We start from the raw sequence: 26640 nt of genomic DNA, 5'->3' as shown, positions 1-26640 counted from the left end.
ACCCAGCATAGCGACGCCGAATTTCCAGCGGCAGGCGTAGAATCGTTGCGCCGGCAACCTGTGGTTGCCACCCTCTGCGCGACTCATCGGATGAAACTGCATCAACTCAGCACGCTCGCGGCCATCGCGGACACCGGCAGTATCCGCGCCGCCGCCCGCTCGCTAGGCCTGTCGCCGGCCGCGGTGACGAAGGCGGTGCGCGAACTGGAAGCGGACCTGCAGGCGCCGCTGGTGATCCGCAGCGCGAGCGGCGTCGCGTTCACCGAATTCGGCCGCACGTTGGTCGTGCATGCGCGGGTCGTGCTGGGGCAGTTGCAACGCGCGCAATCGGAGATCGACGCATTGCGCGGCGCGGCCGCCGGCAAGCTGTCGATCGGCGTCACGCCCTGGGTCGCGCTGACGTTTCTGCCGCCCGCCGTGAACCGCTTCCGGCAACGCATGCCGGAAGTGCAGCTGGAATTTTTCGAAGGTCTGCTCGCGGTCGTGCAACCGCGTCTGCGCGACGGCAGTCTGGATTTTTCGATCGGCCGGCCGCCACCCGCATCGCCGCAATCGGAGTTTCATAACGTGCCGCTGTTCTCCACGCACTCGGCGGTGGTTGCGCGGCGCGATCATCCGAAGGCGGGTTGCCGCTCGCTGCTCGAACTGGAAGACTCTGAGTGGGTGCTGAACTGGGACCCCGCCAGCCGCGAATCGATCGCGGACAACCTGTTCCGCAAGCGCGGCATGCGTGTGCCGCACACCATCCATCTCGCGCATTCGCTGGCGGTGGTGTTGGGCCTGCTCGCGCACACGGACATGCTCAGCATCTTTCCGTGGCCGCTCGCCGAGGTGACGCTCGCGAAGGAAAACCTGTGGGCGTTGCCGTTGCGCGAGACGGTCGACGAAACCATCGTCAGCATCACGTCGCGGCGTGGCGCGCCGACGAGTCCGGCGGCCGCGTGTTTTCTGGAATGTCTGCGCGAGGCGATCGACGAAGCGGCGCGCTCGCGGGAACCCGAGCAACGCCGCCTGTTTCATTCGATCGAACTGCTGCTGTGATCAATACGCACGCGAGCAGATCGGCGAGCACGTCGATCAGTAACCCACCACGCCCTTGATCTCCAGGAAGTCTTCCAGGCCGAACTCGCCGTACTCGCGGCCATTGCCCGATTGCTTGAAGCCGCCGAACGGCGCATCCGGGTTGTAGTCCGCGTAGTTCAGGTAGATCGTGCCGGTACGCAGACGCCGGGCCACCGCGCGCGCCCGTTCGATCGACGCCGACTGGACATAGCCCGCGAGGCCGTAGAGGCTGTCGTTGGCCATCGCGATCGCGTCGTCCTCGGCGTCGTACGCGAGGATCGACAGCACGGGGCCGAAGATTTCCTCGCGCGCGATCGTCATGTGCGGCGTGACGTTGCCGAACACGGTCGGGCGCACGAAGTAGCCGTCGTTCAACCCTTCCGGACGACCCAGCCCGCCGGCCACCAGCGTCGCGCCCTCTTCGATGCCCACGCCGATCAGACGCTGGATCTTGTCGAACTGCGCGTCGCTGATCACCGGGCCGAGGTCGACGCCGTCGGCATCCGCCGGTCCGACCTTCAGTGCGCCGGCCGCTTCCTTCGCGTAGGCAAGCGCTTCGGCTTCGCGGGCGCGCGGCACGAACATGCGCGTGGGCGCATCGCACGATTGCCCGCTGTTGTCGAAGCACGCGCGGGTGCCGCGCATCACCGCCTGCTTCAGGTCGGCGTCGTCGAGAATCAGGTTGGCCGATTTGCCGCCCAGTTCCTGATGCACGCGCTTCACGGTGTCGGCCGCCGCCTTCGCGACCTGCACGCCCGCGCGCGTCGAACCGGTGAACGACATCATGTCGATGTCCGGATGACGCGACATCGCCTCGCCCACCGTGCGGCCCTCGCCGTTCACGAGGTTGAACACGCCGGCCGGCACGCCCGCCTCGTGAAGAATCTCCGCGAAGATCAGACCCGACAGCGGCGCGAGTTCCGACGGCTTGAGCACCATCGTGCAGCCGGCCGCGAGCGCCGGCGCGACCTTCGTCGTGATCTGCAGGGCCGGCCAGTTCCACGGCGTGATCAGACCGCACACGCCGACCGCTTCCTTGCGGATCAGAATGCCGTTCTTCAGCGACTCGAACTCGAAGCTGTCGAGCGTGCGGATCATGGTTTCCAGATGCGCGACGCCGGTCCAGGCCTGCGCGTCGTTCGCGTACTGACGCGGCGCGCCCATCTCGCGGCTGATCGCGTCGACCATGTCGTCGTAGCGCTTGCGGTACACGTCGAGAATCGCCTGCAACAGGTCGATGCGTTGCGCGATCGTGGTCTCGCCGTAGGTGACGAACGCGCGCTTCGCGGCGGCGACCGCGCGGTCCACGTCCGCCGCGCTGCCGAGCGCGATGCGTTCGAACGCGCGCGCGGTGGACGGATCGATCACGTCGAGCGTGGCGGCCTCGCCCGCGTCGAGCGGATCGACCCATTGACCGTCGATATAAAACTGCCTGGCGTGTTGCATGGTGTGCCCCTTACCTGAAATGTTGTGAGTCGGATGGCGGCCTCGACTGCGTTACATCGACGCCGCTCAATCTGAATGTCTTCAAATCGAAATTCACCGCTACGCCGCTTTGGCTCAGACTCCCGTTCAGCTTCGATCCAGCCGCAGTTCCGCGTGTTCCGTGGCGCATCGAATCCCCCCATCCATTCACGAGGAGAGACTCATGAGCACCATCACGTTCACCCGCATCGACGCCAGGGGCCCCGGCGCCACCGGTCTGAATCCGGCCCTGCACGATCCGGCCGATGTCATTCTGGAAGGCGCCAAGGCGCCCCACGCGCTCAATGCGTACTCCGACGCGACCAACATGCTGTCCGCGGGCGTCTGGCAATGCGACGCGGGCACGCTGAAGCTCGCCGACCTGCCGATCCATGAAGTCTGCGTGCTGATCGAAGGCGAAGTCGTGATCACCAGCGACGACGGCCGCAGCGAACGCTATGCCGCCGGCGATGCCTTCATTCTGCACAAGGGCTTCTCGGGTACGTGGCATATGCCGGTCGCCACCAAGAAGTACAGCATCGTCTACTGCGGTTGAGGCGGGCGCCGCGTTTAGCGCGGCGTCGCTTGTCATCGTGAGACGGTGAAACCATGAAACCGCGCCTTTCCGGGCGCGGTTTTTTTGCGCGAGTTACATCGGAAAACCCAGCGCCTTGATCGAGTTGATCCACAGACGCCGCCAGCCGCCGCGATCGTCCGCGCCGTCGAACGCGTTGAAGGTGATCTTCGCGGCGATCCAGCGCAGCGGCTCGGGCGGAATATACGACGGCCCCTTGCGCGAAATATCGAGCGACGTGATCACCGTGTCGCGATTCCACAGCATGTCGAGCCCCATCTTCGCGCCGAAGCGGCTGCCCGCCACGCCGAAGCCCGTGTACCCGGCGACGAACACGCTCTTGCCGCCGTGATAGCGGCGCGCGAACACCGCGCCGCGCGAGCAGTAGTCGATCGGACCGCCCCACGCGTGCGTGAAGCGCACGTCGTCGAGTTGCGGGAAGGTGCGATAGAACGCTTCGGCGAGCTTGTAATAGGTGCTTTCGTCGCGATCCGCGGCCGGATTCGGATCGCCGCCGAAGTGATAGCTCACGCGGCCGCCGAAGATGATGCGGTTGTCCTGGGTCAGCCGGAAATAGTTGAGCTGCGTACGCGTGTCGTAGATGCCCTGCCGGTTCTTCCAGCCGATGCGCGCCATCTGCTCGCCGGTGAGCGGCGCGGTCGCGATGATGTGATCGCGCACCTGCATCACGCGGCGCTTGATGTCGGTCACGCCGACATCGGCGGTACCGGTGCCGAGCAGCACGCGCGGCGTTTCGATGCAGCCCGCCTGCGTATGCACCAGCATCGTCGCGCCGCGATCCTCGAGACGCGTGAGCGGCGAATGCTCGTGCAGCCGCACGCCGAGCTTCAACGCGGCCGCTTTCAATCCCCACGCGAGCTTGGCCGGATGAATCGTGCCGCTGCGGTTGCGTGACCACATCGCGCCGGCGAACAGCGGCGAATCGAGCTGCTCGCGCGCGCCCTGGCTATCGAGCAGCACCACGTCGTGACCATGCGCGACGTGCAGGTCGTAGTCGCCCTTCAGATGATCGAGGTGACCGGGATCGACCGCGACCGTCATCTCGCCGTTCCATTCGACGTCCGCCTCGATGCCGTAGCGCGTCAACGAGGCCTTGAACTCGTCGAGGTTGTCCTGCCCGAGTTTTTCGAGCACGTCGAGGTCTTGCGGAAACACGCGGGTCGCGTTCGGCAGCCCGTGCATCACCGAGGTCGAAATGATGCCGCCCGGACGTCCCGATGCACCGTACGCGATCTTGCCCGCCTCGATCAGCACGACATCGGCCGACGGGTCGGCCTCCTTCGCCTGGATCGCGGCCCACAGGCCCGTGAAGCCGCCGCCCACCACCACCAGATCCGCCGAGGTCGGCCCGATCAATTCGCGTTCCACCGCCGGCGCACGCGGATTGTCCAGCCAGAACGGAAACAGTTTGACTCCTTCGAATGCGCGCTTTATCGGGTCGTTCATCTTGTGTGCCTGCTCAACTTGAATGCCATTGCTTGATACGTGTTTGCTTGATGCGTGTTCTTGATACGTGTCGGCCTGGTGGCTTGTCGCCTCGTTGCCTTGCCGGCTGCTTCAGCGCTTTCGCGACGCGCTTGCAACGCGACTCGCCGGTCAGCCCGCGTCCTGCGTGTCCAGCGCGGTTTCGCGCTCGCAGTCGCGGCCGGCGCGCGCTGCGCGTCCCGGTTGCGCCGCCGGTGTCTGCACCCGCGCGCCCGCAGCCGCTGCCTTGCGCGTACTGTCCAGCTTAGCCGCCGGCACGACCGGTTGCACGCCCGCATTCCCCATCGATCCGCCACGCAGCCAGCGTCGTCCTTGCGGTCCATACACGCCGTCCGGTTCCGGAAAGGACTGCAGCAGGATCACATACAGCGTGCAGGCCAGCGTCAGCGAAACCGGCATGCTGATGTCGAGTCCATCCGCAATCTGACCGAGCGGACCGACGAACTGATCCGGCAGATTCACGAAGCACAGCCCGATCAACGCGCTCGGAATCCACGCGCCCATCGCGCGCCAGTTCCAGCCGTGCGTGAACCAGTAGTGGCCGCCGCGTCCGCCGCGATTGAACACCTGCAGATCGTCGGACAGATAGAAACCGCGCCGCGTGACGAAGCCGATGATCATGATCATCATCCACGGGCAGCTACAGGTGTTGATCAGCACCGAGAACGTCGACACGCTCTCGACCAGGTTGAACACGAACCGCCCGAGAAAGATGAACCCGATCGCGAGACTGCCGATCAGCAGCGTGGCGCGCACGCGGTTCAGCAGTTTAGGGAACATGCTCGACATGTCGAGCCCCGTGCCGTACAGCGCGGTGGTGCCCGTCGACATCCCGCCGATGATCGCGATCAAACACACCGGCAGAAAGAACCAGTTCGGCGAGATCGCGAGCAGACCGCCCACGTAGTTGTTCGACGCGATGAACTGCGGCGCCTTGTCCGCGATGATCGTCGCGGTGGCGAGACCGAAGAAGAACGGCACGAAGGTGGCCAGCTGCGCGAGCATCACCGCGACAATCGTGCTGCGCCGCGGCGTGTTCTGCGGAATATAGCGGGCCCAGTCGCCGAGCGTCGACGCGAACGAGACCGGGTTGCTCATCGCGACCAGCACCGCGCTCACGAACGCGGGCCAGAAACCCACCGAGCCGAGCGCGACCTTGCCTGCGTAGGCACTGTCGAACGGTCCCGCGAATGCCGCGATGCCGACCACGAAGAGCAGGCTCGCGGCCCATACGGCGATCTTGTTGACCCACAGCATGAAGCGGAAGCCGTAGATGCACACCGTCAGCACCAGCACCGCGAACAGCCCGTACGCGAGGCTCAGCGTGAACCCGTTCACCGGCAAGCCGAGCAGATGATGCGCGCCGCCCACCAGCGCGTCGCCGGAACTCCACACGGCCAGCGAAAAGAACGCCACCGACGTCAGCAACGCGAGGAACGAGCCGACGATCCGCCCGTGGATGCCGAAATGCGCGCCGGACGACACCGGGTCGCTGGTGCCGTTGCGCGGGCCGAACAGACTCATCGGCGCGAGGATGCACGATCCGATCAGCACGCCGAGCACGATCGAGTAGACGCCGGCCTTGAAGGACAGTCCGAGCAGCACGGGAAAACTGCCCAGCACCGACGTCGAAAAAGTGTTGCAGCCGCCGAACAGCAGGCGGAACAGATCGATGGGCCGCGCATAGCGCGACCGGTCCGGGATACGTTCGAAACCGAATGTTTCGACTTGGGTAATGCCGTTGCTGCTCATTGTCTCCGACTCCTGTGACGGCCAGGTCAATCACGATGGCTCGCCACGGGGCCGCGGCGTCCACTTTTCTGAGATGTCTGGACGCCACTGTAAAGACAATCCGCGCAGGCAAAAATACCGCCCGCCCAACCTTCACTTCGATATCCGGCGATGTAAGCCGGAACGACCGGCCAGCAAGGCTTTCAGGCGCACCCGACAGACCGTTCCAGGACCTTCGGCGGGCGCTGCCGGCGGCAAACGTCGATGCGGATCGCGAGAATCCGCCTTTTTTGCCCAAATGACGAAAATGTCATGTTCATTTCATCCATGTCCCCCCTCTCACCTCCTACGATGAATGTATGTGACTTCGGGGTGAAACTTATGCAACCAACGCAGCCCACCCGCGGCTTCGCGCCGCGCCCGTCGAACGACACCTCGGCCGGCCATGCCGCATCGGCATCGACATCGGCATCGGCGGCGATGCGCCGTTTGATCCGCGAACGCCTGGGCGAGACGCTTTCGCTCGCGGGCAGCATTGCCGCGATCGTGATCGGCGCGCTCGCGTTCTGGCTCAACCAGCCCGATCACCTGTTCGACGGCGCGGTGCCGCGGCGCGAGAATTTCTGCGTGCCGGCCAGCGCGCCGCAGGCGACCCGCCCGGATTCCACCGTGGCATAACGACACTCACTTCAATAAGGATACCGTCATATCATGCGAATTCTGATCGTCGACGAGGACACGAGAATCGGCATCCATGTACGTAAGGGACTGTCCGATGTGGGTTACGTCACCGACTGGGTACAGGACGGCGAAACCGGCCTGAAGCTGGCGCTGACCGGACATTACGCGTTGATCATGCTGAACGTCGCGCTGCCGGTGCTGGACGGCTGGACCGTTCTCGGCAAGCTGCGCGTGCAGTTGCCCACGCCGGTCTTCCTGCTGAACGCCGACGATCATCCGGACCAGAAGGCGCGCGGACTCGCCATGGGCGCCAACGAGTACATGGTCAAACCCGTCGATTTCGAGGAACTGCTCAAGCGCGTGCGCGCACTGTTGCGCGATCCGTCGCAAACCGGCTCGTCGCTGCGCGTGGGCGACCTCGCGCTCGATCTGCTGGGCCGCAAGGCGATCCGCCAGGGCGATGCGATCCAGCTGACCACGCGGGAGTTCTCGCTGCTCTGGCTGCTGATGCGCCGGCGCGGCGAAGTCCTCGCCCGCTCGACCATCACCTCGCAGGTGTGGGACATGAGTTTCGACTACGAAACCAACGTGGTCGAAGCGGCGATCCGCCGCGTGCGCGCGAAAGTCGACGCCAACTACGAGCCGAAGCTGATTCACACGGTACGCGGCGTCGGCTACGTGCTCGACGAGCGCGACCCGTCGCTGGAACCACGCGCGGCCGATTGACGCGCGACGCGCGATTGCCGAAGCGTTCGCCGCATCAATCCAGAAACTCCGTGGCGCGGCGGCGCAGCTCCGCGCCGAAATCGTCGAGCCAGCCGATCGACAGACGCCAGCTCTGCCAGTACAAATCGACGTCGATATGCTTGCCCGGCGCGATTTCGACGAGTTCGCCGCTGGCCAGATGCGCGGCGATCATCCGTTCGGGGCACATGCCCCAGCCGAGACCGGTCACGCACGCGCGTAGAAAACCCGCCACGTGGGGAATCCAGTGCAGCGGCGGATCGAGTTCGGCGCGCGTGATGCGGCGCATGAAGCGCTTCTGCAACTGGTCCTTCGGATTGAAGTCGACGCACGGCGTGCGGCGCAGACTCTCCCGCGTCACGCCGTCGGGAAAGTAGCGCTCGCGAAACGCCGGCGCGCACACCGCCAGATAGCGCATGCGGCCAAGCCGCGTGGAGCGGCAACCCTGCACCGGCTCGGCCTGCGTGGTGACGGCGCCTTGCACGCTGCCGTCGCGGATCCGCTCGGCGGTATGGTCCTGATCGTCGATCACGAGGTCGAGCAGCATCTCCCGTTCGACGCAGAACGGCGCCACCGCGTCGATAAACCAGGTGCCGACGCTGTCGTCGTTGACGGCCACGCGCAACGCCGGCCACGGTTCGACCAGCGCGCCGGGCTGGGCCGGCAGACGGCCGTTCAGCTCCGCCTCCAGCAACTGCACCCGCTCGGTGTGGCGGCACAACAGCGCGCCCGAGGTGGTCGCCACGCACGGCTGGCCGCGTTTGACCAGCACGCTCCCCACGCGCTCCTCCAGCAGCTTCACGCGTTGCGACACCGCGGACGGCGTCACGTTCAGCTCGCTCGCCGCGCGGTCGAACGAACCGTGCCGCACCACGGCGGCGAGTGCATCGAGCAAGGCGTAGTCGAGCATTAGCGTTCCTTAATCGGCATTAAGTAAATTAGCTTCTCTTATGTCTTTCAACCCAGCAGACTAGCGCCGTACGCTTCTCCCGTCTACTGGATCGACTCATGAACTGGCTGTCTTTTTCCCATGGCGCGGCCTTGTGCGCCTCGCTGATCGTCACCATCGGCGCGCAGAACGCCTTCGTGCTGCGCCAGGGCATCATGCGCTCGCACGTCGGCAAGATCGTCGCGCTGTGCGCGCTGTCGGACTTCATTCTGATCGGCGCGGGCGTCGGCGGCGCGTCGGTGCTGGTGGAGCGCTTCCCCGTGTTCGTGCATACGATGCTGTACGTCGGGCTCGCGTATCTGGCGTGGTTCGGCTTCAATGCGCTGCGCCGCGCGGTGCGCCCCGATCATGCGGCGCTCGATGCCGAGGCGAGCGGCGCGGCGCCCGTGCAACGCGCGCTGCCCATCGTGCTGATGACACTCGCGTTCACGTGGCTCAATCCGCACGTGTATCTGGATACGTTTCTGCTGATCGGCACGGCCGGCGCGCGCGAGCCGGAAGGCGCACGGGTCGCGTTCGCGCTCGGCGCGATGGCGGTGAGCGGCGTCTGGTTCGTCGGACTGGGTTACGGCGCGCGGGCGATGGCGCCGCTGTTTCGCCGCGCCACCGCGTGGCGCGTGCTGGACGGCGCGATCGGCAGCATGGTGCTGCTGCTCGCGGTGACGCAATTGCGGTAGGCGCGGCGGGGCGCGTTGCGCGCCTCACCGCTTGACTGTCTTTTGTCGCCCCACCGCACTGCACCGCCTTGCTGCGCTTTTATCGCGCTTTATCGCACTTTTATCGCGCTACTGCCGGTTCTGTTTCTGCTGTAAATCGAGCAGATCCTGCACCAGTTGCGCGGACACATAGTGCGGACCGTCGAACAGATAGGTCCGGTACCCACGATACGCAAGCAGTTGCGGCTCCAGCTCAGCCGCCGTGGCCGCACGGAACAGCCCACCCGCCGCCGGCCGGAACGCCTCCGCGATGATCCGCACGCGCTCCTTGCCGAGCCGCGCGCTCAGCGCATCCGCGTATTCGCGCGCCGCCACCGGGCCGCGTGCATAGACGCCGCAGCCGTCCTGCAGGAACACCCCGACGTCCTTCGGCAGCCAGCCGTCCAGCCAAGCCGCGAGCGCGGCGCCGCCGATGTTCGAGTTGTCGTACACGCTGATCCACAGCGGCCGCGGCAACTGACCGAGCAGGAGCCCGAGCGTCGCCGCATCCTTCCACGTCGGGTCCACTTCCACCGGAAAGTAATAGCCGTCCACGTGCACCGGCGGCCGCACCTCGGCGAGCTTCTTCGACTGCGCGATCAGTTGCGCCACCTGCGCGCGCGCGGTGGTTTCGTCGAAACGACCCGCCAGACCGACGATCACGTTGCGCGCCCACGGCTCGCCGGCGATCCGCGTCCAGTCGGGCAGCGTGTCGGCCGTTTGCAGACCGGTGGCCGACGGATCGTTGCCGGCCAGAAACGCGGTGTCGTCGACGCCCGTCCACTGCACCAGCAGGTCGGTCACGCCGAGGCGGTTCCAGTCGCCGTGCGGATTGGCGTGATCGGTATCGAGTTGCCACACGACGCCCTGCGCGAGCGCGCCGGCGTCGCCCGAACCCGGTTGCGCCGAGCATCCGGCGAGCAGCGCCGCGCACAGGCCCACGCCCGCGGCGAGCAGGCTGCGCCGGCGCGGCGAACGCGGCCGGTCCATGCACGGACCCGCCGCATCACACGCGAACGATGACGGTGAGGCAAGCGCCGGGTGCGATGCGTGAACGTCTAGCGAATCATGCATTCGCCGGCCGCTGTGCTTTGAGATGTGAGTCACGGTAATCCTGTGCAAGCTGCACGCGATCGATCTTGAAGTTGACCGACACCGGCAAGGCGCGGCACGCGAGCAATTCAGACGGGATCATATACGGTGGCAGACGCGCGCCGAGCAGCGCCTTCCAGTCGTGCAGCGCGTCGGGTAAACGGGCGTCGTCGTGGCCGGTCGCAATGAACGCGACGATCCGCGCGACCGAACCGTCCGGCCGCCGCAACGGCACCGCCGCCGCGCTCGAAACGCCCGGCAGCGCACGCAGCGCCGCGTCGATTTCCATCAGCTCGATCCGGTAACCACCCACCTTGATCTGATCGTCGATACGGCCATGACAGAACAGCAGGCCGTCGCCTTCCACCGCGCCGAGATCGCCGGTGCGGAATGCGCGCTGACCGTGGTGCGTGAACATACGCGCCGCGTTCAGGTCGTCGCGGTTCAGATAGCCGCGCATCACGTGCGCGCCGGCAATGCACAGCTCGCCGGACTCGACGAACACCTCGGCATCGCGCTTCGCGTGACCGATCGGCAGGCGCGCGTGCTGCGCGAGCACCGCATCGTCGACGACGATCCAGGTGGTCGCCACCGTCGCCTCGGTCGGGCCATACGTATTGACGATGCGGGCCGCCGGAAAGCGCTGGCGCAACTGACGCGCAAGCGTGACCGGCAACACTTCGCCGCAGAACAGGAAGGTCTTCAGCGCAGGCAAACCCGCCTGCGAAAACTGCGGGTTCAGCAGTTGCTGCTGCGCGAACGACGGCGTCGACACCCATGTCGTCACGCCGTGGCGTTCGATCGTCGCAAGAAAGGCCGCGCCCTGCGCGGTCAACGCGCGCGACGCCAGCACCGCCGTGCCGCCGAGCGCGAGCGTACCGAACACCTCGTACATCGACAGATCGAAGCTGAACGGCGCCTGGTTCAGGAAGACCGGGGCGTCGCCGAGCGCGAAATCGGCCGACATCCACCGGGTGAGCGCGGCCACGCTTTCGCGGCCGATCTGCACGCCTTTCGGCTCGCCCGTCGTGCCGGAGGTGAAGAGCACGTAGGCGAGGTTTTTCTCGTGCAGCGGCGCGGCGGCGCGGTGGGCGCCGCCATCTTCACCGTGATCGTCCTGCGCGATCTGCGTGCCCGGCCCGCTGTCCAGCGACACGAAGCGCCCGCTCTGCGCGTCGAAATAGGTGCGCGCGGCGAGCGTCGCCGCGATACGCCGCATCCGTTCATCCGGATAGATCGTATCGACGGGCACGAACGGCGCGCCGAGCAGCAGCGCGCCCGCCATCGCGACGAAAAACGCCGCTTCCTTGTGACCGCGCACGATCACCGGCACGTCGGCGGCGAAACCCTGTTCGCGCGCGGACGCGGCCCACGCCTCGGCTTCGCTCGCCAGTTGATGCCAGCGCAACGAGCGGTCGGCGCCGATCACCGCCCAGGCATCGGCGCGTACGTCGGTGTCGACGAAGCGGCTCGCCGTCAGATCGAATCGCATGATGCGCGGCCTAGCGGTGCGCGGCGACGAATGCGCTCAGCGCATCGACGGAGGCGAGATGTTCGGCGATTTCGGTCGGCGGAATCCGCACGCCGAACTGCATCTCGACGCCCATCACGATCTCGACGGCCAGCACCGAGTCCACCAGCCCCGTTTCGAGCAGCGCTTCGTCGCCGCTCACCGGCCGCAGCACGACGGATTCGACCAGCGCCGCCACTTCGGCATGTAACGTTTCGTTTTGAGTCATTGTTGTCGTCCTTACGCACACGTCGTTCGATACGTTCCGATTGCCCCGCAATCAGAACTGGAAATAGAGAAAACGCACTTCGCCGTGCAACTGCGCGACGCAGAACACCAGCACGCCGAGCATCGCGACGCTCCAGCGCAGCGACGGCCGCCAGCTCAATGCGGCGGGCAGCCCCTCGGCCGCGCGTTCGAGCGCTGGCGAGAAACGGCCCATCAGCTGATGCGAGTTCGGCGTGCACCAGACGATCGCCAGCAGCGCGACGATCTGCAACGCGAGCGTCGAGCGCCCGGCGACGAGGTGCAGCCATGCACCGAAGCCCAGGTTCGACGCGTCCCAGGCGGGCCAGTCGAGCGCTTCGATGCCGCGCAGGCCGGCCATGCCCTGCAACAGCGCGAGCGCATCGCCGACGCCGTGCGCGCGGAAGAACGCAAATGCGACCAGCGCCGCGACGAAGGTCAGCAGCACGTTGCCCGCGTGGCGCGCACGCGCCGCGAAGGCGCGGGTCCAGCGCGCGGCGGACGAGGTGGACGAAGCAGGCGCGGCTTGCGCGCCGTTCGACGAAGCCGCCGCGCCCGCGGCCTTCACCGCGCCGGCAGCACCGGCACCACCAGCAGCACCCGCCGCTGGGGCCGCACTCGCCCGCCACGCGCGATACGCGTGATTCACCGTCAGATACGACGCATGCAGCAAGCCGTAAATCAGATACTGCAAGCCCGCGCCGTGCCAGATACCGGCGAGCGCCATCGTATAGAACGTGGGCAGCGCGACCGTCGCGAGAAAACCGCTCGTCGAACGCTGCGCGAGACGGCCGATCGGCAGACCGCGTTGCGCGCGGCGCCGGTTGATGCGCATCGCCAGCGGATAGTACAGGTAGGCGGTCAGATAACGCGTGAGCGTCATATGCCAGCGCTGCCAGAAATCGATGATGCTCGCGGCCTTGAACGGCGAGTTGAAATTCAGCGGGAAGCGCACGCCGAACATCTTCGCGAGCCCCAACGCCATATCCGAGTAGCCGGAGAAATCGAAGTACAGCTGCAACGCGTACGCGAGGCAGGTACCCCACGCGGCGAGCCACTGCAACTCGTGCGGCGCGGAGAAACCCGCATCGGCGAACGGCGCGATGGTGTCGGCGAACAGCACTTTCTTCGCAAGGCCGATCGTGAACACGAAGGCGCCGATCGACAGATTTTCGGCGCGCAGCCGGTAGGTGGACGGCTGCGCGAACTGCGTCATCATTTCCTTGTGATGCAGGATCGGACCGGCGATCAGATGCGGAAAGAAAGTGACGAACTGCACGTAGCCGAGCGCGTCGCGTTCCTTGACGATGCCCGCGTTGCAGTCGAGCAGATAGCCGATCTGCGTGAACGTGAAGAACGACACGCCGAGCGGCAGCACCACGTCGTGCATGCCCTGCGCGAGCCAGTCGGCGGGGGCCACGCCGCTCGCGTGGACCAGCGCGGTGAGCAGCGTCGCGAGGTACTTGTAGCGCACCAGCAGGGCGAGGTCCGCGGCGATCGCCAGACCGAGCAGCCAGCGGCGGCGCGCGGACTGCGCGGGCGCGGCGACGATCGCGCAGCTCATCGCGTAGTTGAAGACGATCGAGCCGGCCAGCAAACCGACGAAAGCCGGATTCCACCAGCCGTAGAACACGATCGACGCGCCGCACAGCCACGCTGCCGCCGCGCGCGGCATGCGCTGGCCGAGCAGGTAGTAGCCGGCGAGCGCGGGCGGCAGGAACAGCGTGAGGAAGATGAAGGAGTTGAATAGCATCGTGGTCAGTCCTGCCGCGCGGTCGTGGAGGCGGCGGGCGCGGCGGCCGCTTTGTTCGTGTTCGTGTTCGTGTTCACGCCCACACTCGCACCCGCACCGCTCTCCGTCGAGGTCGGCACGCCGGCCGCGGGATTCGTCACCGCGCCCTGCGCCCCCTGCGCTGCCGTCGCTGCCGCATCGAGCGGCATCGACAGCGCGTCTTCCGACATCTCCCACACCACCACGCGCACGCTCTTGGGCCACGTCGCGCGGTCGCGCCAGACGGCGGCCAGCGCGCGGTCGAACTGGCCGTCGTCGAGACTCACGTTCCAGACTTCGCCGCCGAGCTGTTCGCCGAGGCGTTCGGCAAACGCGCTGCGACGCGAGAACGAACTGCCGGCGAGCAGCACGTCGGCGGAAGGACCGTCGTCGAGCAAGCCGCCGCTTCGTTGCGCCTGCAACGTTTCGGCGGCAACCACGTCGGGCGCGGGACGCAAGCCGTCCGGCACGCGATCCAGATTGGCGAGCGTCAGCAGATCGCCGATGCGCGGGGCCGGCGCGGCCGTCGTGTGCGTGAATTTCGTATCACCGGGTTTGCCGGGCTTGCCGCTATCGAGCAGCGGCAAAACGGCCGCGCCGACGACCTGGGCAGCGGCCTGCGCGCCGCGCGCATTCCAGTGCACGTCGGTACGGAAGAACGACGGCCGGGCAGCCTGCAGCGCCGGCAACAGATCGACGTGCGCGACGTGGTTCGCGTCGAGCGCGCGATTCCAGACAGTCAGACGTTGCGTCATGCGCGCGTCCTGGCGCAGCCCGCACAGCCTGTCGCTCTGCACGCGCGCCTTGTCCGGCACCGTCGCCACCACGAGCTGGATGCCCATGCCGCGCAGCGCGGTCGCATAACGCCGCAGCGTGGCGATGCGTGCGTCGGTCAGCACGTCGCCGCCATCCGCGCGTTCGACCGGATCGTGGCCCGGCTGCACCGGCGCGCTCAAGCCGTCCGCGTAGAACAGCCAGCCAGGACAGCCTTCGCGCACCTGATGACCGAGATCGCCGAACAGCGTGTAGCGCACCGCGGCCTGCCAGCGATGCAAGGCGGGCGCGTACGGCACGTCGATCGCGCGATCGAGGCTGTGGCCGAGACTACCGTCGCGCCAGCCGTGCGCGTCGAACGACGCGCCGTCGCGCGTTTGCACGACGAGCGAAGTCAATGCGCCGCCAAAGCCGAGCGCCAGCAGCAACCCGACCAGCCACGCGACGCGCGTGTGCGCGCGCAGCAGCGAGGGCGCATCCGCGGCCGGAGCAGGACGCGAGGCCGTGGTCGAGCCTGCCGTCTTCGCCGACGCCGCGCTCGCGCTCGTGTTCGTGTTCGCCCCCGTGCCGGCGGCCGAAGCCGCGCCCGAGCCTCCCTGCCCGCCTTCCGTGCCCGTGGCGCGCGCCGCGCGTTGTCCGACCGACTCGCTCATCAGGCGATAGCCTTCGACACGCGGTCGAGAAAGGCGTCGTCCGCCATCACCGATGCGGCGTCCCACTGACCGGCCGCGCTGGGCAGATTCATCATCTGCCCTTCGTTGAATTGCCAGACCAGCGCTTGCGGGCGATTCGCCTTGAAAGCCGGCGACTCCAGATAATTGAGCAGCGTTTTCCACGGCCCGGTATCGCCGAACGTCCACGTCAAGCCCACGGTGCGGTCGATCGCATTCGAAAGCTTCTGCGGAAAACCGAGGTACGGCTGCACCATGCTGTTGCCGACCACCTGCACGACCGGCGGCCCGCCATCGACGAGCCCCGCCGCGGCGCCCGCCGTGCGCACGATGAAGTGATCCTTGCCGACCGCCTTCTTGCGATCCGGCGGCAGCAGCGCCGCGAGATCGCCGTAGCGGACCTCTTCGTTCCATTTGCCCAGGCGCGTGCCCGCGCCCGCCGTGCCCTTCAGCGGACCGGCGGAGGTCAGACGTTTGGCGACGCGCGCGGCCACCGCTTCCGACGCGTGACCGCTCCAGTGGTAATCGGCGCGGATGTATTTTTCCTGCGCGGCATCGACGCCGGCGATCGCTTCGACCGCGTTGACGAGCGGCAAGCCGATCGACGTGGCGTGCGAGCGCATCGCGTCGTAGCGGGCCGCGACGCCCGCCGACATCGTCATGCCGTCCGGCAGATTCTCGGCGCAGCAACGCGCCTTCAGCGGCGCGATCACGATCACGCTCTGAATGCCGTGCGCGGCCAGCTTGCCGGTGGTCTCGTGGATCAGGTCGACGGCCTTCAGGCAGGCGGGCGTGGCGTCGTCGGTGAGGCTCTCCCAGCCGGGATAGAGCCACAGATTGCGGCCTTCGATCACGCTGGTGGACGCGGCGGCGCTGGCGCGGCGCGGCAGTAGCGACAGCGTGCCGGCAAGCGGCGCCGCGGCGAGCGCGAGCAGCAGACGGCGACGCGTGCCGTCGATCGGTCCGCTTTGCGCGGACGGTTGAAAGAGCGTATGGCTGTGGTCGGTCATGTCGTGATACCCCGTGACTGATGTAAAGCTTCTCTCGTGACGCAACGGCGGCGGCGGCGCGGACAGTCGGACCCTCCGTCACGGCTCGCGTTGCGATCTTCTCGTGATGCTACGGTAATGCGGTACTGCGGTACTGCGGTACTGCGGTAATGCGGTACTGCGGTACTACGTGTCGTGTTACTACGCGATGCCGTGCGTCATGCTTGCTGCCGGCTTCCCGCTGAACCGTTTACGTTGCGCGCCGGGCGCTCAATTCGCGGCCGGCGGCCACGCGAGCGCGTCGCGCACGCCGCTCAACACCGGCTTAGCGGCGTCGCCGGTCACGAACAGGCTGTAGCTGTCGCCGGCGGCCAGCGTCGGCAACGCCAGCGCGGCGCTCGCGGCCGCGCCGCACTGCCCCACCAGCTTCGCGCTGACCGGATTGATCGCGCGCGAATCCTGCGCGCCCGCCGCGACCTGCGCGAACACCGTCGGGCCATTGCCGTCGAGGCCGATCTTCGCGCTGCATCCGGTGGCGAAATTGAAGGCGCGCAAGGTTGCCTTCAGGCCATCCGCGCGTTCATAGCGGCCGACGATCCGCGTCGCGTGCCAGCCCTGCGCATCGTGGCGCAACGCGACGGTCACCGCATCGCCGGCGTTGGCCGGTGCGCCGCTCGCCTCGGCGAGCACCTTGCCGTCGACGCTCACGCGCGCGGGCGTGCCCTGCGTCAGTACGCTGAAGCGCGTCGCCGCGCCAGGCGCGACCGATTGCGGCGCCTCGCTGCCGGCGAGCGCGACGCGCACCGCCTGCGACGACGCATTCAACACGCGCAGATACGACGCGTTGGCGGGCGGCTGCGGGCCGTAGAGACTCGCGACGTCGTCGGCGGCGGCATGTGCCGCGTTCGCCGCGCACAGCGCCGCCGCCGTGACGAACAGCGCCGGCACCGCGCGCCTGAAGTTAGCCTGCCTGAAGTGATCCCGCTCAACCGTTTTCATAAGCACCATCCAGTTCAATACGAGTAAATCGCGCCGAAGAACACGCCGCGCGCACGATCGTCGCCGGTGATCTTCCAGCGGTACTGCACCGACAGATCGACGTACGAGCGCGGCGCGTCGTACTTGCTGTCGCGGAACCAGTAACGCGTCGAAATGCCCACGCCCGCGCCGAGCGGAATGCTGTGGTCCACGCTCGAGTCGTAGTCCGCACCGATCACCGCATACGGGAACACGGTCCACTTCGGGCTGTAGCGATCCATGCGGAAGGTACGGCCCATTTCGATGTTGCTGGTCGCGTACACCGAGCCGGCGTTCAGATACGTGCCGGTTTCCGCGTAGACCTGCGCGGTCCACCACGACGGTACGTCGACGCGCCGTTCGATCCCGTAGCCGCCCGAATACGCGAGACGCGCGAGCCAGTCGGGATTGACCTGCGAGCCGATCGGAAAGATCCGTTCGAAGGCGACGATCGCGTCGAGCTGCGAAAGCGGCTTCGCGCGCACGCCGAGCGTGGCCTGCAATGTATCGACGCCGCTCGGGCTGCCGTTCTTCACGCCGAAGCTTTCGTAGCCGCGCGTGTAGACCTCGAACATGCGGTCGCCGAGACTGCCGAACGGACGCCAGTACGCTTCCACGCCGGCCTGCCAGTTATTCGACGTGCCCGACGGCGTCGGCGACGACACATAGCCTGGCTGCAGGCCCGCGCCGCGATAGTTCAGCGACGTGTCGAAGCCCCAGTTGCGGGTCGCCTCGGCATGCGCGCTGCGCATCTCGTTCAGTTGCGCCGGCGTCGCGGGCGGCGTGCCGTCGTCGCTCGGCTTCGCGCTGGCGTCGATCGCGCGTTCGAAGTACTGCGCGGCTTCGTGGTTGCGATGCGCGTCGACAGCGGCATAGCCTGCATCGGCGTAGGCGCTGGTCGGCATCGAGCCGGCCTTGTCGGCCATGCTGAAGCGCTGGTACGCGACGCGATTGTTGCCGGCGCGCTGCGCGATGTACGCGGCGCTCATGTCGGGCATCGCGTCGAGCATGCCGGAATCGATCATGCGCTGCGCCTCGCGCGAGGCGGCGCGATCGTCGCCGGCCGTGCTGAGCGCGTTGATCAGTTCCACGCGATGCTGCGGATCGTCGGGCGCGGCCTTCACCGCTTCGCGCGCGTAACCGACCGCGCCGGTCTTGTCGTTGGCAGCGGCGGCACTCACGTAGGCACGCGCGGCGGCGAAACCGGGGTCGGCCGCGTAGACGTCGCAACTGGCGCCGAACTGATCGACCACGCAGTCGATGATCGGACGGCGCGTCGGGTCGAGCTGGGTTTTGGGAATCGACGCTTGCGCCAGCAGTCGACGCGCCTGCGCGCGCCGCAGCGCGATCGGCGGATCGGTGTCGTCGCCGTTGGTCTTCAGCGGCGCGAGCAGATCGAGCGCGCGTTGCGGCTGCCCTTCGGCGATCCACACATCCGCGATGATCACGCGGGCCACGCGCTTGTTGCGCTGGGTCGCATCCTTCGCCTGCAGCGCCTTGGCGAAGTCCGCTTCCGCCGCGTCGTCTTTGCCCTGCGCCGCCAGCACGTAACCGCGCAGCGTCAACGGCATGATTTCGGTGTCGTCGGCGGCGATCGCGTCGCTCGCCGCGGCCTGCACGCCGGGCAGGTCGTTGGCGGCGAACAGCGTGTCGATCAATTGAATGCGGTAGCCGACCAGATCCGGCGCATACGCCACCGCCTCGCGCGCGAGCGCGGTCGCGCGGGTGAAATCGCCCTGCTTGCGTGCCGCGTACGACGCGCCGGACGACTTCGGCGCCAGCCGGCTGCCGATGAAGCTGCGGCGCACACGCAGATCCTCGTTGTCGCCGAAGCGTTTGACGGCGTCGAGATCGGCAGTCCACGCATCGGCGTCCTGGCCGGCGGCGCTCGCCGCATCGACCAGCAACAGGCGTAGACGCAGCAGATCGGGCCGCAGCGCGATCGCTTCGTTCGCGTACTTGACGGTGCCCGCGAAGTCCTTCGCCGCGTACGCCTTGTAAGCCTGCTGCGCGGCGACCAGCGCGGGGCCGGTCAGCGCGTTCGGATCGGCCGGCAGTGCTTTGCCGCCGCGTGCGACCGCGCGGGTCGACGCGCTCAGCGTATCGATCTGCTTGCGGCGCGACACGAGTTCGGGATTGCGGCCGAGCTTCGCGATCGCGTCGTTCAGCGAACGGCTCGCCTCGCTGTAGCGGCGTTGCGCGGCGAGCGCGTTGGCGAGCAGCACGCGCAACGACACCACGTCGGGCCGCTGGCGAATCGCTTCGCGGGCTCGCGCGACGGCCGTCGTGTAGTCGCCGCTGCCGTAGGCGGTGTACGCCTCCTGCGCGACGCGATAGGCGGCGCCGCTCAAGGGCAGCGGATTCTGCGCGGTCGAGACGTCGGCGGCGGCCGGTGTCGGCGTGCGAACCGATGCCGATGCCGATGCCGATGCCGATGCCGATGCCGATGCCGTCGGCGAGGTTAATGCCGTGGGCGCCGCATACGCCGCGCCGCTCACACCCAGCGCGCCCGCAAGCCATGCGGCCATCAGCGCGCGCAGCGCCGGACGCAAGGCGCGCCCTGCTGTCCCGGCGCACGCCGAAGTCAGGACCGAAGCCGCGCGCGACGTCGTCGTCAAACCCGCCGCTGCGGCAACGCCGGCCCGCGACCGCGCCGCCGACGACTCGTCCCGCCGCATCGCCGATGCTGCGTTCCCCGTCCCCGGCAAGTCGTCAACCCCAAAAGCGCGCGTCGTTTCCGCGCGCCGGATGCAAAATTTTTCGATCATTCGGATGCCGTCAGAGCGCTTTGCAGGCGGCGCTGTTGCTGGATTACGTTCTCGAGTGAAGCGCGCGAGATCACCTCGCACGCCACCATGTAGTCGCCGATCAAACCATGGCGATCCGGACGGTAGTGCTGCATGGCCGCTTCGAAAACCTCGCGCCGCACGAAGCCGTTCTCGATCAGCAGATCGCCGATCAAGGGCACGCTGCGTACCGGCACTGGCGCGGGCGCGCCGTCGGCGGCATGAGCGGCGTGTGCGGCATGAGCGGCATGTGCTACGGCTTGGCCCGTTGCATCGACCGCCGGTTCGGTCTGCAAGTTCACCGGCACGCCGATCTCGACGCCGCGCAACACCCGCAGACCCGCCGCGATTTCGCCTTCCCGCACGATCTCCTGAGCGACCGGCCCGGCGATCAACGCGCTCAATTCGGCCAGCGCCGATTCGGCGAGCGGACTCGCCGCCAGCAGGATCGTGCGCTCGCCGCTCGCATCCGCCTGCGGCAACACGCGATGCCGCACGATCGCATCGAGCGGCAGACGCGTCGCATCGGCGTGAAGCTGTTCGACGCGCAACCGGCCGCGCGGCAGATCGGCCTGGAACGCGATCGCTTCCGCGAGCGTTTCCTCGTCGAGCCAGCCCTTGGCCATCAGCACGCGGCCGAGCGGCGCCTCGCGCGCATGGCTTTCGCCGAGCGCCTGTTCGAGCTTGTCGGAATCGATCGCCTGCCACGACAGCAGCAGTTCGCCGAGCCGCTGACGGCGGTTGTTGAAGCCGTCGGCGGACGGGAAGTCGTGCATGGTCTTGTCCCATGCGAGACGCTTGCCCGTCACGAGGTGCGTGAGGAACATCTTCCACGCACGCGACACCGCCATGAAGTTGATGAAGTTGCCCACCACCATCCGCGGCACGGATAGCACGCCGTGTTCCCAGCCGTACAAACGCGTGACGAAGTAGACCCGCTGCACCACGCGCAGCAGCAGCGCGCAGCCGTTGAGCAGCAGCAGCGTCGGCAGCCAGCCCGAATCGGAGAACGGCGAGGCGATCAGATCCGGCATCCAGCCGAGCAGATCCGCGCCGGCGAAGAGTAGAAACTGCACGACCAGCACGTACGCGAAAATTCCGACGAACGCGGTGACCACGCCCTTGCGATCGCGGAACAGCAGATAGCGATTCGCGAGCGACCCGCTCCAGCCGGTCTGCTTCCAGCCTTGCAGACCGATGCCGAGGGTCCAGCGCGCGCGCTGCCGGTACGCGGTGCGGAACGTGTCGGGGAAAAATTCGCGCACGCACAGTGGCATCGTCACGGTGATATCGCGTTCCTTGCCGAGTCCGAACCACGCCTTGCGGCGCGTCGCGAACTGCACGGGAAAGCGCGCGAAAATCGACTGCATGCCCATCTTGCCGAGACGCGCGCCGACGTCGTAGTCCTCGGTGAGACTCTCGGTGTTGAACGGCTGGTTGTCGGTTTCCGCGTTCAGCGCGAGCAGCGCGCGTCGCGAGAAACACGTGCCCACGCCCGCCGACGGCACCGCGCCCGCGAGACTCTCGCGCACCACCAGATCTTTCGCGTGCCACTCGGCGAACTCGTCCATGTAGGTGCCGGCCACCAGCTCGAACCAGTTGCGTTCGAGCGAGGCCACCGGCAGCTGGATCATGTCCTTGCGCGGCAACAGGTAGTTGAAGAAGCGCAGTTCGAGCGGGTGCAGCACGTCTTCGCTGTCATGCAGCACCACGCCGGCGAATTCGATGCCGGCTTCCGCTTCGTACTTGAAGATCGCCTGGATCACCCAGTTCAGACAGTCGGCCTTGCAGGTCGGACCATCGTGCGGCACTTCGACGCGGCGCAGCTGCTTGTAGCGGCGGCGCATCCGTTCGACCTCGGCGATGGTCTGCGGGTCGTTCTGATACGTGCCGACGAACACCACATAGTTGCGGTAGTCCATCACCCGCACCAGGTCCTCGATCATCGCCGCGACCACGTCGTACTCGTGCCACGCGGGCACCATGATCGCGATCGGCTGCTCGTCGCGCTGATAGAGCTGCGCGCTGGTGAGCGGCTTGTAGGTGCGCTGCACCGTGAAGCGGCGATAGATCGTGCGGGTCCAGTACCACAGATCGATGAACAGATCGTCGAGACTCGACAGCAGGATGATCACCGCCACCAGCGCGGCCGCGTATTCGAGCCACTGGTAGTAGTGAACTATCCCGTAGCCCGCATACCATTTAAGCGCCGCGATGCTCACGACTTGTCCTTGTTCCTGCCGCGCGCCACGTTCGCGACCAGCAGCAGCAGGATCAGCAACGCGATCAGCGCCGCCGGCACGCCCCAGCGCACCCACGTCTGCATGTACCACGGGCCGGCGACGTCGTCGTTATCCAGCACTTCGCCCGGATGACGCGTGTCGAACTGACGCAGCGTGCCGCTGCCGTCGACGATCGCGACGTCGCCGCGCGACAGTTGCAGCGTGGCCGGCAGGATCGCGGCGGTGTCGCCCACCGTGCGGTACACGATGCCCGGCACGCTGCCCGATTTCACCGCTTCGATCACGCCGACGCGGTTCAGGCCCGACACGTCGGCGAGCATCTTGCCGGAGGCGTCGGTCAGCGTCAGACGGTCTTTCGACAGTTGCGCGAGGCTCTTTTCGTCGGCGAGCGTGACGTCGGCGGCGAGGAAGGCGCCCTTCGGCGTCACCGCCTGGCCGTCCGGCGCGACGCTGAAGTTCGCGCGGGTCGGCGCGATGCCGCTCGCGTTGGCGAGGCGCGCGACGCGCGACATGACGTCCGCGGCGTCGTTCAGATAGGCGGCCGGCACGATCACGTTGGCCTCGGTCGCGAAGCGCGCGACCATGCCGGTGAAGTCGTCGTCCACCTTGGCATCGGCGAGCGTCAGATGGCTGCTCGGCAGCACCGCGATCGGATGGCCGAGGCTGCGCGGCTGGCAGCCGCCTTCCGGCTGGCGCTGGAACACCACGCGCAGCAGGTTGTTCGGTGCGAGCGCGTAGTGCGGCACGCGCGCGGTGATGCGCTGCGGCTTGCCGTTCGCGCTCAGCAGTTGCGAGCCGATCAGCACGTCGTTGAAGAAGATCGATGCGGTCTGCGCGGTGTTGTTGGCGGTCGGCGAGGCGGCCACGTCGAGCACCACGGCGCTCGGCAGCTTGCCGTTGCCGGAGGCCGCGCCGAGGTCGAAGTTCGCGTCCCAGGTGGCGCGGCCCTGCACGTCGAGCGTGCGCGGTTCGCCGCCGAGCAGCGACAGCGCGATTTCGTCGCCGCGTGCGTTCGGCGCACCGTCGATCTGGTGAACCACGAGGCGGCTCGTCACGTCGATCGGACGCCATGCGCGCGCGAGCACCGCGACCGCGTCGTTGTCGCCGACCACGATCGCGGTCTGGCCACCGAGGTGCGCGAGGCGCACTTCGCCGGCGGCGAGCGGTTTGGCGATCGCGTCGAACGAGCGGGCGCGCCATGCGTCGAACGCCCCGGCGGCGCCGGGACCGGCGCTGGCCGCCTGCTCGCGCAGCGCGTCGAGGGAGCTCTTCAGCGCGTTACGCAAAGCGTCGTCGGCCACGATCAGATCGGGCGCGAAGGCCGTGCGCGGCGTCAGCGCGATCAGCGCGCCGACTTCCGCCGGATTCGCGAGCTTGTGCGAACCGCCGGCGGCCAGGGCGGCGAAGGCCGGCAGCGCGCGCAGCGGCGCGGGCACCTCGACGTTGCCGAGATCGACGGTATCGCCGACCGCCGGCCACGTGCGCGTCGCCGGCGTGCGGCCTTCGCGTTGCAGCAGCGCTTCGACGCGCCAGCCGGCATCGAAGGCCGGCGCGCCGAGCGTGCGCGCGCCGAGCATCACCACCGGCTTGTTCGACAGCGCGCTCCACGCGCCGCGCAGATCGACGATCGCGTCCGGATCGTAGTGATAGGTCAGACGCGAGGTCGGCGCGATCCGCCAGACGTTGCCGATCGCGGTCTGATCGGTACAGATGTTGTCGCTGATCACCGACGACCAGTCGAGCCCCACGCGCACGAAACCGGTCGGACGCGCGCCGCCGTCGACGCCGAGGCTCGCGGACGCATCGCCCTGATCCTGGGTCGGCGTGCGCGACAGCACCGGCGAGCCGTCCAGCGACACCAGCATGGTCGTGCGACCGCCGTTGCCGCGCAGATAGCTACCGTCGATCTGCAAGGCCGCGTCGGTCAGCGGCACGCCGGCCGGCACCGGCAGATAGAGTTCCTGACGTCCATCCGGCGCGCGCAGCACGACCGGGTCGCGCATGCCGAGTTCGGCGAGCGACACCGTGCGCGTCGCGAGCCGCCCGCTGCCGAGCTGCGCGAAGCTGCCGGCGAGATCGGCCGGTTGTTGGGCGTGGACGGCGCCGGCGAGCGTCAGCAGCAGGGCAAGCGCGGTCAAACGGGGATGCGCGAGGCGGCGCAGAGGTTGATCGGAGGTCACGTCGTCTTGTCTCTAAATTGGCGCGCAAACGGCGAAGCCGGCATGCGCGACAGCGATTGTCTGGGGTGGTCAGCCCGGCGCGGTGGGATGCGCCGCGCGGATCTGACCGGTGTTTTTTGCCGGCGGTTTTCGCTGGCGGTTCCCGCCGGCGTCGTTTCACCGGCGCTTTGCCTGGCGGTCGGCCTGGCGGTTGGCCCGGCGGTTGGCCCGGCGGTGTTGTCCGTCTGCCCCGGCCGTGGCCTACACGGCGGGACTTCAGCGGACTCGCCTCGACGGGCGGTGCGTGGTGCGCCCGCCCGGCGCGCGCCGGCTGCGTCGGGCAGACCGGCGGGTGCGCGCCGCGGGCGAGGCGCCCGCGCGCGGTGCTAGTGCACCGTCGCGCCGTGATGGACGCGCGGCAACTGAGCGGCGGCGCCCGGCGCCGCGCTCGCGAATTCATCGAACGGACGGCCGGTGAGCGCTGCGACGATCCGCTGCGACGCGTAACCGTCGCCGTACGGATTGATGCGATGCGCGAAGTCGTCGCGCTCGCGCGCGTCGCTGAGCAGGCCGCTCACCGCGCGCACGATCGCTTCGCGCTGCGTGCCGACGAGACGAACCGTGCCCGCTTCCACCGCTTCCGGACGCTCGGTCACGTCGCGCATCACCAGCACGGGCTTGCCGAGCGCCGGCGCTTCTTCCTGCACGCCGCCGGAGTCCGTGAGAATGATCGACGCGCGCTGCATCAGACGCACGAAGCCGAGGTAATCGAGCGGCTCGATCAGGTGCACGTTGCGCGCCGCGCCGAGGGTTTCCTGCACCGGGCCACGCACATTCGGATTCAGATGCACCGGGTAGACGATCTGCACCGTGTTGGTTTTCGCGAGATCCGCGAGCGCCGCGCAGATGTTCGCGAAGCCTTCGCCGAAGCTCTCGCGCCGGTGGCCGGTCACGAGCAGCACCGGCAACGCGCCGTCGAGGAACGGCAGACGGGCGTCGAGTTCGGCGCGCAAGGCCGCATCGGCGTCGATGCGCGCGGTGGTCAGATTCAGCGCGTCGATCACCGTGTTGCCGGTGACGATGATCCGCCCGTGCAGCGATTCCTGTTCGAGATTGGCCTTCGAGCTCGCGGTGGGCGCGAACATCAGGTCGCTCATCACATCGACCACGCGCCGGTTCATCTCTTCCGGCCACGGCTGCATGAGGTTGCCGGTGCGCAGACCCGCCTCGACGTGGCCGATCGGAATCCGCCGATGGAACGACGCCAGCGCCGCCGCCGAAGCGGTGGTCGTGTCGCCGTGCACCAGCACGCGATCGGGCTGCACGGTCGCGAGCACGTCGTCGAGCGACGCGATCAGACGCGATGCGAGACCGTTCAGGGTCTGGTTGCCGGTCATCAGCGCGAGATTGTGATGCGGCACGATCTGGAACAGATCGAGCACCTGATCCAGCATCTGCTGATGCTGGCCGGTCACGCACACAACCGAGTCAATTTCGGGACAGGCGTCCAGTTGCTTGACCAGCGGCGCCATTTTGATAGCTTCCGGCCGCGTGCCAAATATCGACAGAATCCTCAGTGCCATAAGTCGTGGTCTTTTTTGAATGGTTTTATGTGGTGGGCTTTGCGGGAAAGGAGTGTATTTACTCGCGCCCCACATTTACCGGTCCGACTTTTGCCCCCCGGCCGATATTACCGGCAGTTCCCATTACGCGGGAACACATCGATCGGATGCAAAAAATTTGCGCGATTCGCGCTGCCTGTTTTGCACCCTGTCAGGCCATGCAGCGTGAATCGACGCGCATTCTAACGCGCTTTTTGCCCAATTTCGTGACCGATTGTGACTATATGCCGGCTCCCGCACACTAGGCTGTCCGGTGCAAACAGGCACGTTTGCTGCCGTAGACAGGCGGTTATCCAGAAGCAAACGTTTTCCTTACGTTCTTGCAAGCGTTTAAAGCGAAAAACAATTACCTGA

The 26640-nt window shown here is 67.3% G+C and carries 20 protein-coding genes; 5 read left to right on the top strand and 15 right to left on the bottom strand.

Going from position 1 to position 26640, the window contains the following annotated elements:
* Window positions 1-90: 90 nt before the first annotated feature.
* Complete coding sequence (locus tag LFL96_RS07095; protein ID WP_280999542.1) at window positions 91-1041, top strand: LysR substrate-binding domain-containing protein; 951 nt, start codon at window positions 91-93, stop codon at window positions 1039-1041.
* A 36-nt stretch (window positions 1042-1077) separates the two neighbouring features.
* Here the strand turns inward: LFL96_RS07095 and LFL96_RS07090 are convergent, their stop codons facing one another.
* A complete protein-coding gene (locus LFL96_RS07090) occupies window positions 1078-2508 on the bottom strand; it encodes an aldehyde dehydrogenase family protein (RefSeq protein ID WP_280999540.1) in 1431 nt (476 codons plus the stop codon).
* A 202-nt stretch (window positions 2509-2710) separates the two neighbouring features.
* On the opposite strand from LFL96_RS07090, the gene LFL96_RS07085 reads away from it, so the two are divergent.
* Window positions 2711-3082, top strand: coding sequence for a cupin domain-containing protein (locus LFL96_RS07085; RefSeq protein ID WP_280999538.1), 372 nt, complete (start codon window positions 2711-2713; stop codon window positions 3080-3082).
* A 93-nt stretch (window positions 3083-3175) separates the two neighbouring features.
* On the opposite strand, the gene LFL96_RS07080 is transcribed toward LFL96_RS07085, so the two are convergent.
* Both LFL96_RS07080 and LFL96_RS07075 read right to left on the bottom strand, forming a co-directional pair.
* A complete protein-coding gene (locus tag LFL96_RS07080) occupies window positions 3176-4567 on the bottom strand; it encodes an FAD-dependent oxidoreductase (protein WP_280999536.1) in 1392 nt (463 codons plus the stop codon).
* Between the two features lie 150 nt (window positions 4568-4717).
* Window positions 4718-6358 (bottom strand): cytosine permease, encoded by a 1641-nt coding sequence (locus LFL96_RS07075; RefSeq protein ID WP_280999534.1) that lies wholly within the window; start codon window positions 6356-6358, stop codon window positions 4718-4720.
* 360 nt (window positions 6359-6718) lie between these two features.
* Here LFL96_RS07075 and LFL96_RS07070 point away from each other — a divergent pair, with 360 nt between their 5' ends.
* Window positions 6719-7015 (top strand): hypothetical protein, encoded by a 297-nt coding sequence (locus LFL96_RS07070; protein ID WP_280999532.1) that lies wholly within the window; start codon window positions 6719-6721, stop codon window positions 7013-7015.
* A gap of 33 nt (window positions 7016-7048) precedes the next feature.
* The gene (locus tag LFL96_RS07065) at window positions 7049-7744 is read left to right on the top strand and encodes a winged helix-turn-helix domain-containing protein (RefSeq protein WP_280999530.1); all 696 of its coding nucleotides are present in this window, start codon (window positions 7049-7051) and stop codon (window positions 7742-7744) included.
* A 34-nt stretch (window positions 7745-7778) separates the two neighbouring features.
* Here the strand turns inward: LFL96_RS07065 and LFL96_RS07060 are convergent, their stop codons facing one another.
* Window positions 7779-8672, bottom strand: a complete 894-nt coding sequence (locus tag LFL96_RS07060; protein ID WP_280999528.1) for a LysR family transcriptional regulator ArgP — start codon at window positions 8670-8672, stop codon at window positions 7779-7781.
* 98 nt (window positions 8673-8770) lie between these two features.
* Here LFL96_RS07060 and LFL96_RS07055 point away from each other — a divergent pair, with 98 nt between their 5' ends.
* Entirely contained in the window at window positions 8771-9388 is a 618-nt protein-coding gene (locus LFL96_RS07055; RefSeq protein ID WP_280999526.1) for a LysE/ArgO family amino acid transporter, read from the top strand.
* Window positions 9389-9496: 108 nt separating this feature from the next.
* Here LFL96_RS07055 and LFL96_RS07050 read toward each other — a convergent pair whose 3' ends face one another.
* The 11 genes from LFL96_RS07050 to wecB all read right to left on the bottom strand — a co-directional run bounded on the left by LFL96_RS07050 (window position 9497) and on the right by wecB (window position 26247).
* On the bottom strand, window positions 9497-10396 hold the full coding sequence (locus tag LFL96_RS07050) for a hypothetical protein (RefSeq protein WP_280999524.1): 900 nt from the start codon (window positions 10394-10396) through the stop codon (window positions 9497-9499).
* Between the two features lie 76 nt (window positions 10397-10472).
* Window positions 10473-11990 (bottom strand): AMP-binding protein, encoded by a 1518-nt coding sequence (locus LFL96_RS07045; RefSeq protein WP_280999522.1) that lies wholly within the window; start codon window positions 11988-11990, stop codon window positions 10473-10475.
* Window positions 11991-12000: 10 nt separating this feature from the next.
* Window positions 12001-12237: an acyl carrier protein gene (locus tag LFL96_RS07040; RefSeq protein WP_280999520.1), complete on the bottom strand. Its 237-nt coding sequence runs from the start codon at window positions 12235-12237 to the stop codon at window positions 12001-12003.
* A gap of 51 nt (window positions 12238-12288) precedes the next feature.
* Window positions 12289-14007 carry an MBOAT family O-acyltransferase gene (locus tag LFL96_RS07035; protein WP_280999518.1) on the bottom strand — a complete coding sequence of 573 codons (1719 nt, stop codon included), beginning with the start codon at window positions 14005-14007 and terminating at the stop codon, window positions 12289-12291.
* Window positions 14008-14012: 5 nt separating this feature from the next.
* Window positions 14013-15452 carry a cell division protein FtsQ gene (locus LFL96_RS07030; protein ID WP_280999516.1) on the bottom strand — a complete coding sequence of 480 codons (1440 nt, stop codon included), beginning with the start codon at window positions 15450-15452 and terminating at the stop codon, window positions 14013-14015.
* Window positions 15452-16480 carry a twin-arginine translocation pathway signal gene (locus tag LFL96_RS07025; protein WP_280999514.1) on the bottom strand — a complete coding sequence of 343 codons (1029 nt, stop codon included), beginning with the start codon at window positions 16478-16480 and terminating at the stop codon, window positions 15452-15454. Before LFL96_RS07025 ends, LFL96_RS07030 begins: the two co-directional genes overlap by 1 nt.
* A gap of 249 nt (window positions 16481-16729) precedes the next feature.
* Window positions 16730-17458, bottom strand: a complete 729-nt coding sequence (locus LFL96_RS07020) for an alginate O-acetyltransferase AlgF (protein ID WP_280999512.1) — start codon at window positions 17456-17458, stop codon at window positions 16730-16732.
* Window positions 17459-17472: 14 nt separating this feature from the next.
* A complete protein-coding gene (locus tag LFL96_RS07015) occupies window positions 17473-20028 on the bottom strand; it encodes a tetratricopeptide repeat protein (RefSeq protein ID WP_348638416.1) in 2556 nt (851 codons plus the stop codon).
* Window positions 20029-20240: 212 nt separating this feature from the next.
* The gene (locus LFL96_RS07010; protein WP_280999510.1) at window positions 20241-22484 is read right to left on the bottom strand and encodes a glycosyl transferase family protein; all 2244 of its coding nucleotides are present in this window, start codon (window positions 22482-22484) and stop codon (window positions 20241-20243) included.
* Complete coding sequence (locus LFL96_RS07005) at window positions 22481-24685, bottom strand: cellulose biosynthesis cyclic di-GMP-binding regulatory protein BcsB (protein ID WP_280999508.1); 2205 nt, start codon at window positions 24683-24685, stop codon at window positions 22481-22483. Before LFL96_RS07005 ends, LFL96_RS07010 begins: the two co-directional genes overlap by 4 nt.
* Before the next feature lie 365 nt (window positions 24686-25050).
* Window positions 25051-26247 (bottom strand): UDP-N-acetylglucosamine 2-epimerase (non-hydrolyzing), encoded by a 1197-nt coding sequence (gene wecB / locus LFL96_RS07000; RefSeq protein ID WP_280999506.1) that lies wholly within the window; start codon window positions 26245-26247, stop codon window positions 25051-25053.
* Between the last annotated feature and the right edge of the window lie 393 nt (window positions 26248-26640).

Source organism: Paraburkholderia sp. D15, assembly GCF_029910215.1.
Classification (GTDB): Bacteria; Pseudomonadota; Gammaproteobacteria; order Burkholderiales; family Burkholderiaceae; genus Paraburkholderia.
The sequence above is the reverse complement of the archived record's forward strand: the minus strand, read 5'-3'. Positions and strand labels throughout refer to the sequence as shown.

Coding starts and splice junctions, on each gene's coding strand:
- LFL96_RS07095 (WP_280999542.1), top strand. CDS start 91: ATGAAACTGCATCAACTCAGCACGCTCGCGGCCATCGCGGACACCGGC.
- LFL96_RS07090 (WP_280999540.1), bottom strand. CDS start 2,508: ATGCAACACGCCAGGCAGTTTTATATCGACGGTCAATGGGTCGATCCG.
- LFL96_RS07085 (WP_280999538.1), top strand. CDS start 2,711: ATGAGCACCATCACGTTCACCCGCATCGACGCCAGGGGCCCCGGCGCC.
- LFL96_RS07080 (WP_280999536.1), bottom strand. CDS start 4,567: ATGAACGACCCGATAAAGCGCGCATTCGAAGGAGTCAAACTGTTTCCG.
- LFL96_RS07075 (WP_280999534.1), bottom strand. CDS start 6,358: ATGAGCAGCAACGGCATTACCCAAGTCGAAACATTCGGTTTCGAACGT.
- LFL96_RS07070 (WP_280999532.1), top strand. CDS start 6,719: ATGCAACCAACGCAGCCCACCCGCGGCTTCGCGCCGCGCCCGTCGAAC.
- LFL96_RS07065 (WP_280999530.1), top strand. CDS start 7,049: ATGCGAATTCTGATCGTCGACGAGGACACGAGAATCGGCATCCATGTA.
- LFL96_RS07060 (WP_280999528.1), bottom strand. CDS start 8,672: ATGCTCGACTACGCCTTGCTCGATGCACTCGCCGCCGTGGTGCGGCAC.
- LFL96_RS07055 (WP_280999526.1), top strand. CDS start 8,771: ATGAACTGGCTGTCTTTTTCCCATGGCGCGGCCTTGTGCGCCTCGCTG.
- LFL96_RS07050 (WP_280999524.1), bottom strand. CDS start 10,396: ATGGACCGGCCGCGTTCGCCGCGCCGGCGCAGCCTGCTCGCCGCGGGC.
- LFL96_RS07045 (WP_280999522.1), bottom strand. CDS start 11,990: ATGCGATTCGATCTGACGGCGAGCCGCTTCGTCGACACCGACGTACGC.
- LFL96_RS07040 (WP_280999520.1), bottom strand. CDS start 12,237: ATGACTCAAAACGAAACGTTACATGCCGAAGTGGCGGCGCTGGTCGAA.
- LFL96_RS07035 (WP_280999518.1), bottom strand. CDS start 14,007: ATGCTATTCAACTCCTTCATCTTCCTCACGCTGTTCCTGCCGCCCGCG.
- LFL96_RS07030 (WP_280999516.1), bottom strand. CDS start 15,452: ATGAGCGAGTCGGTCGGACAACGCGCGGCGCGCGCCACGGGCACGGAA.
- LFL96_RS07025 (WP_280999514.1), bottom strand. CDS start 16,480: ATGACCGACCACAGCCATACGCTCTTTCAACCGTCCGCGCAAAGCGGA.
- LFL96_RS07020 (WP_280999512.1), bottom strand. CDS start 17,458: ATGAAAACGGTTGAGCGGGATCACTTCAGGCAGGCTAACTTCAGGCGC.
- wecB (WP_280999506.1), bottom strand. CDS start 26,247: ATGGCACTGAGGATTCTGTCGATATTTGGCACGCGGCCGGAAGCTATC.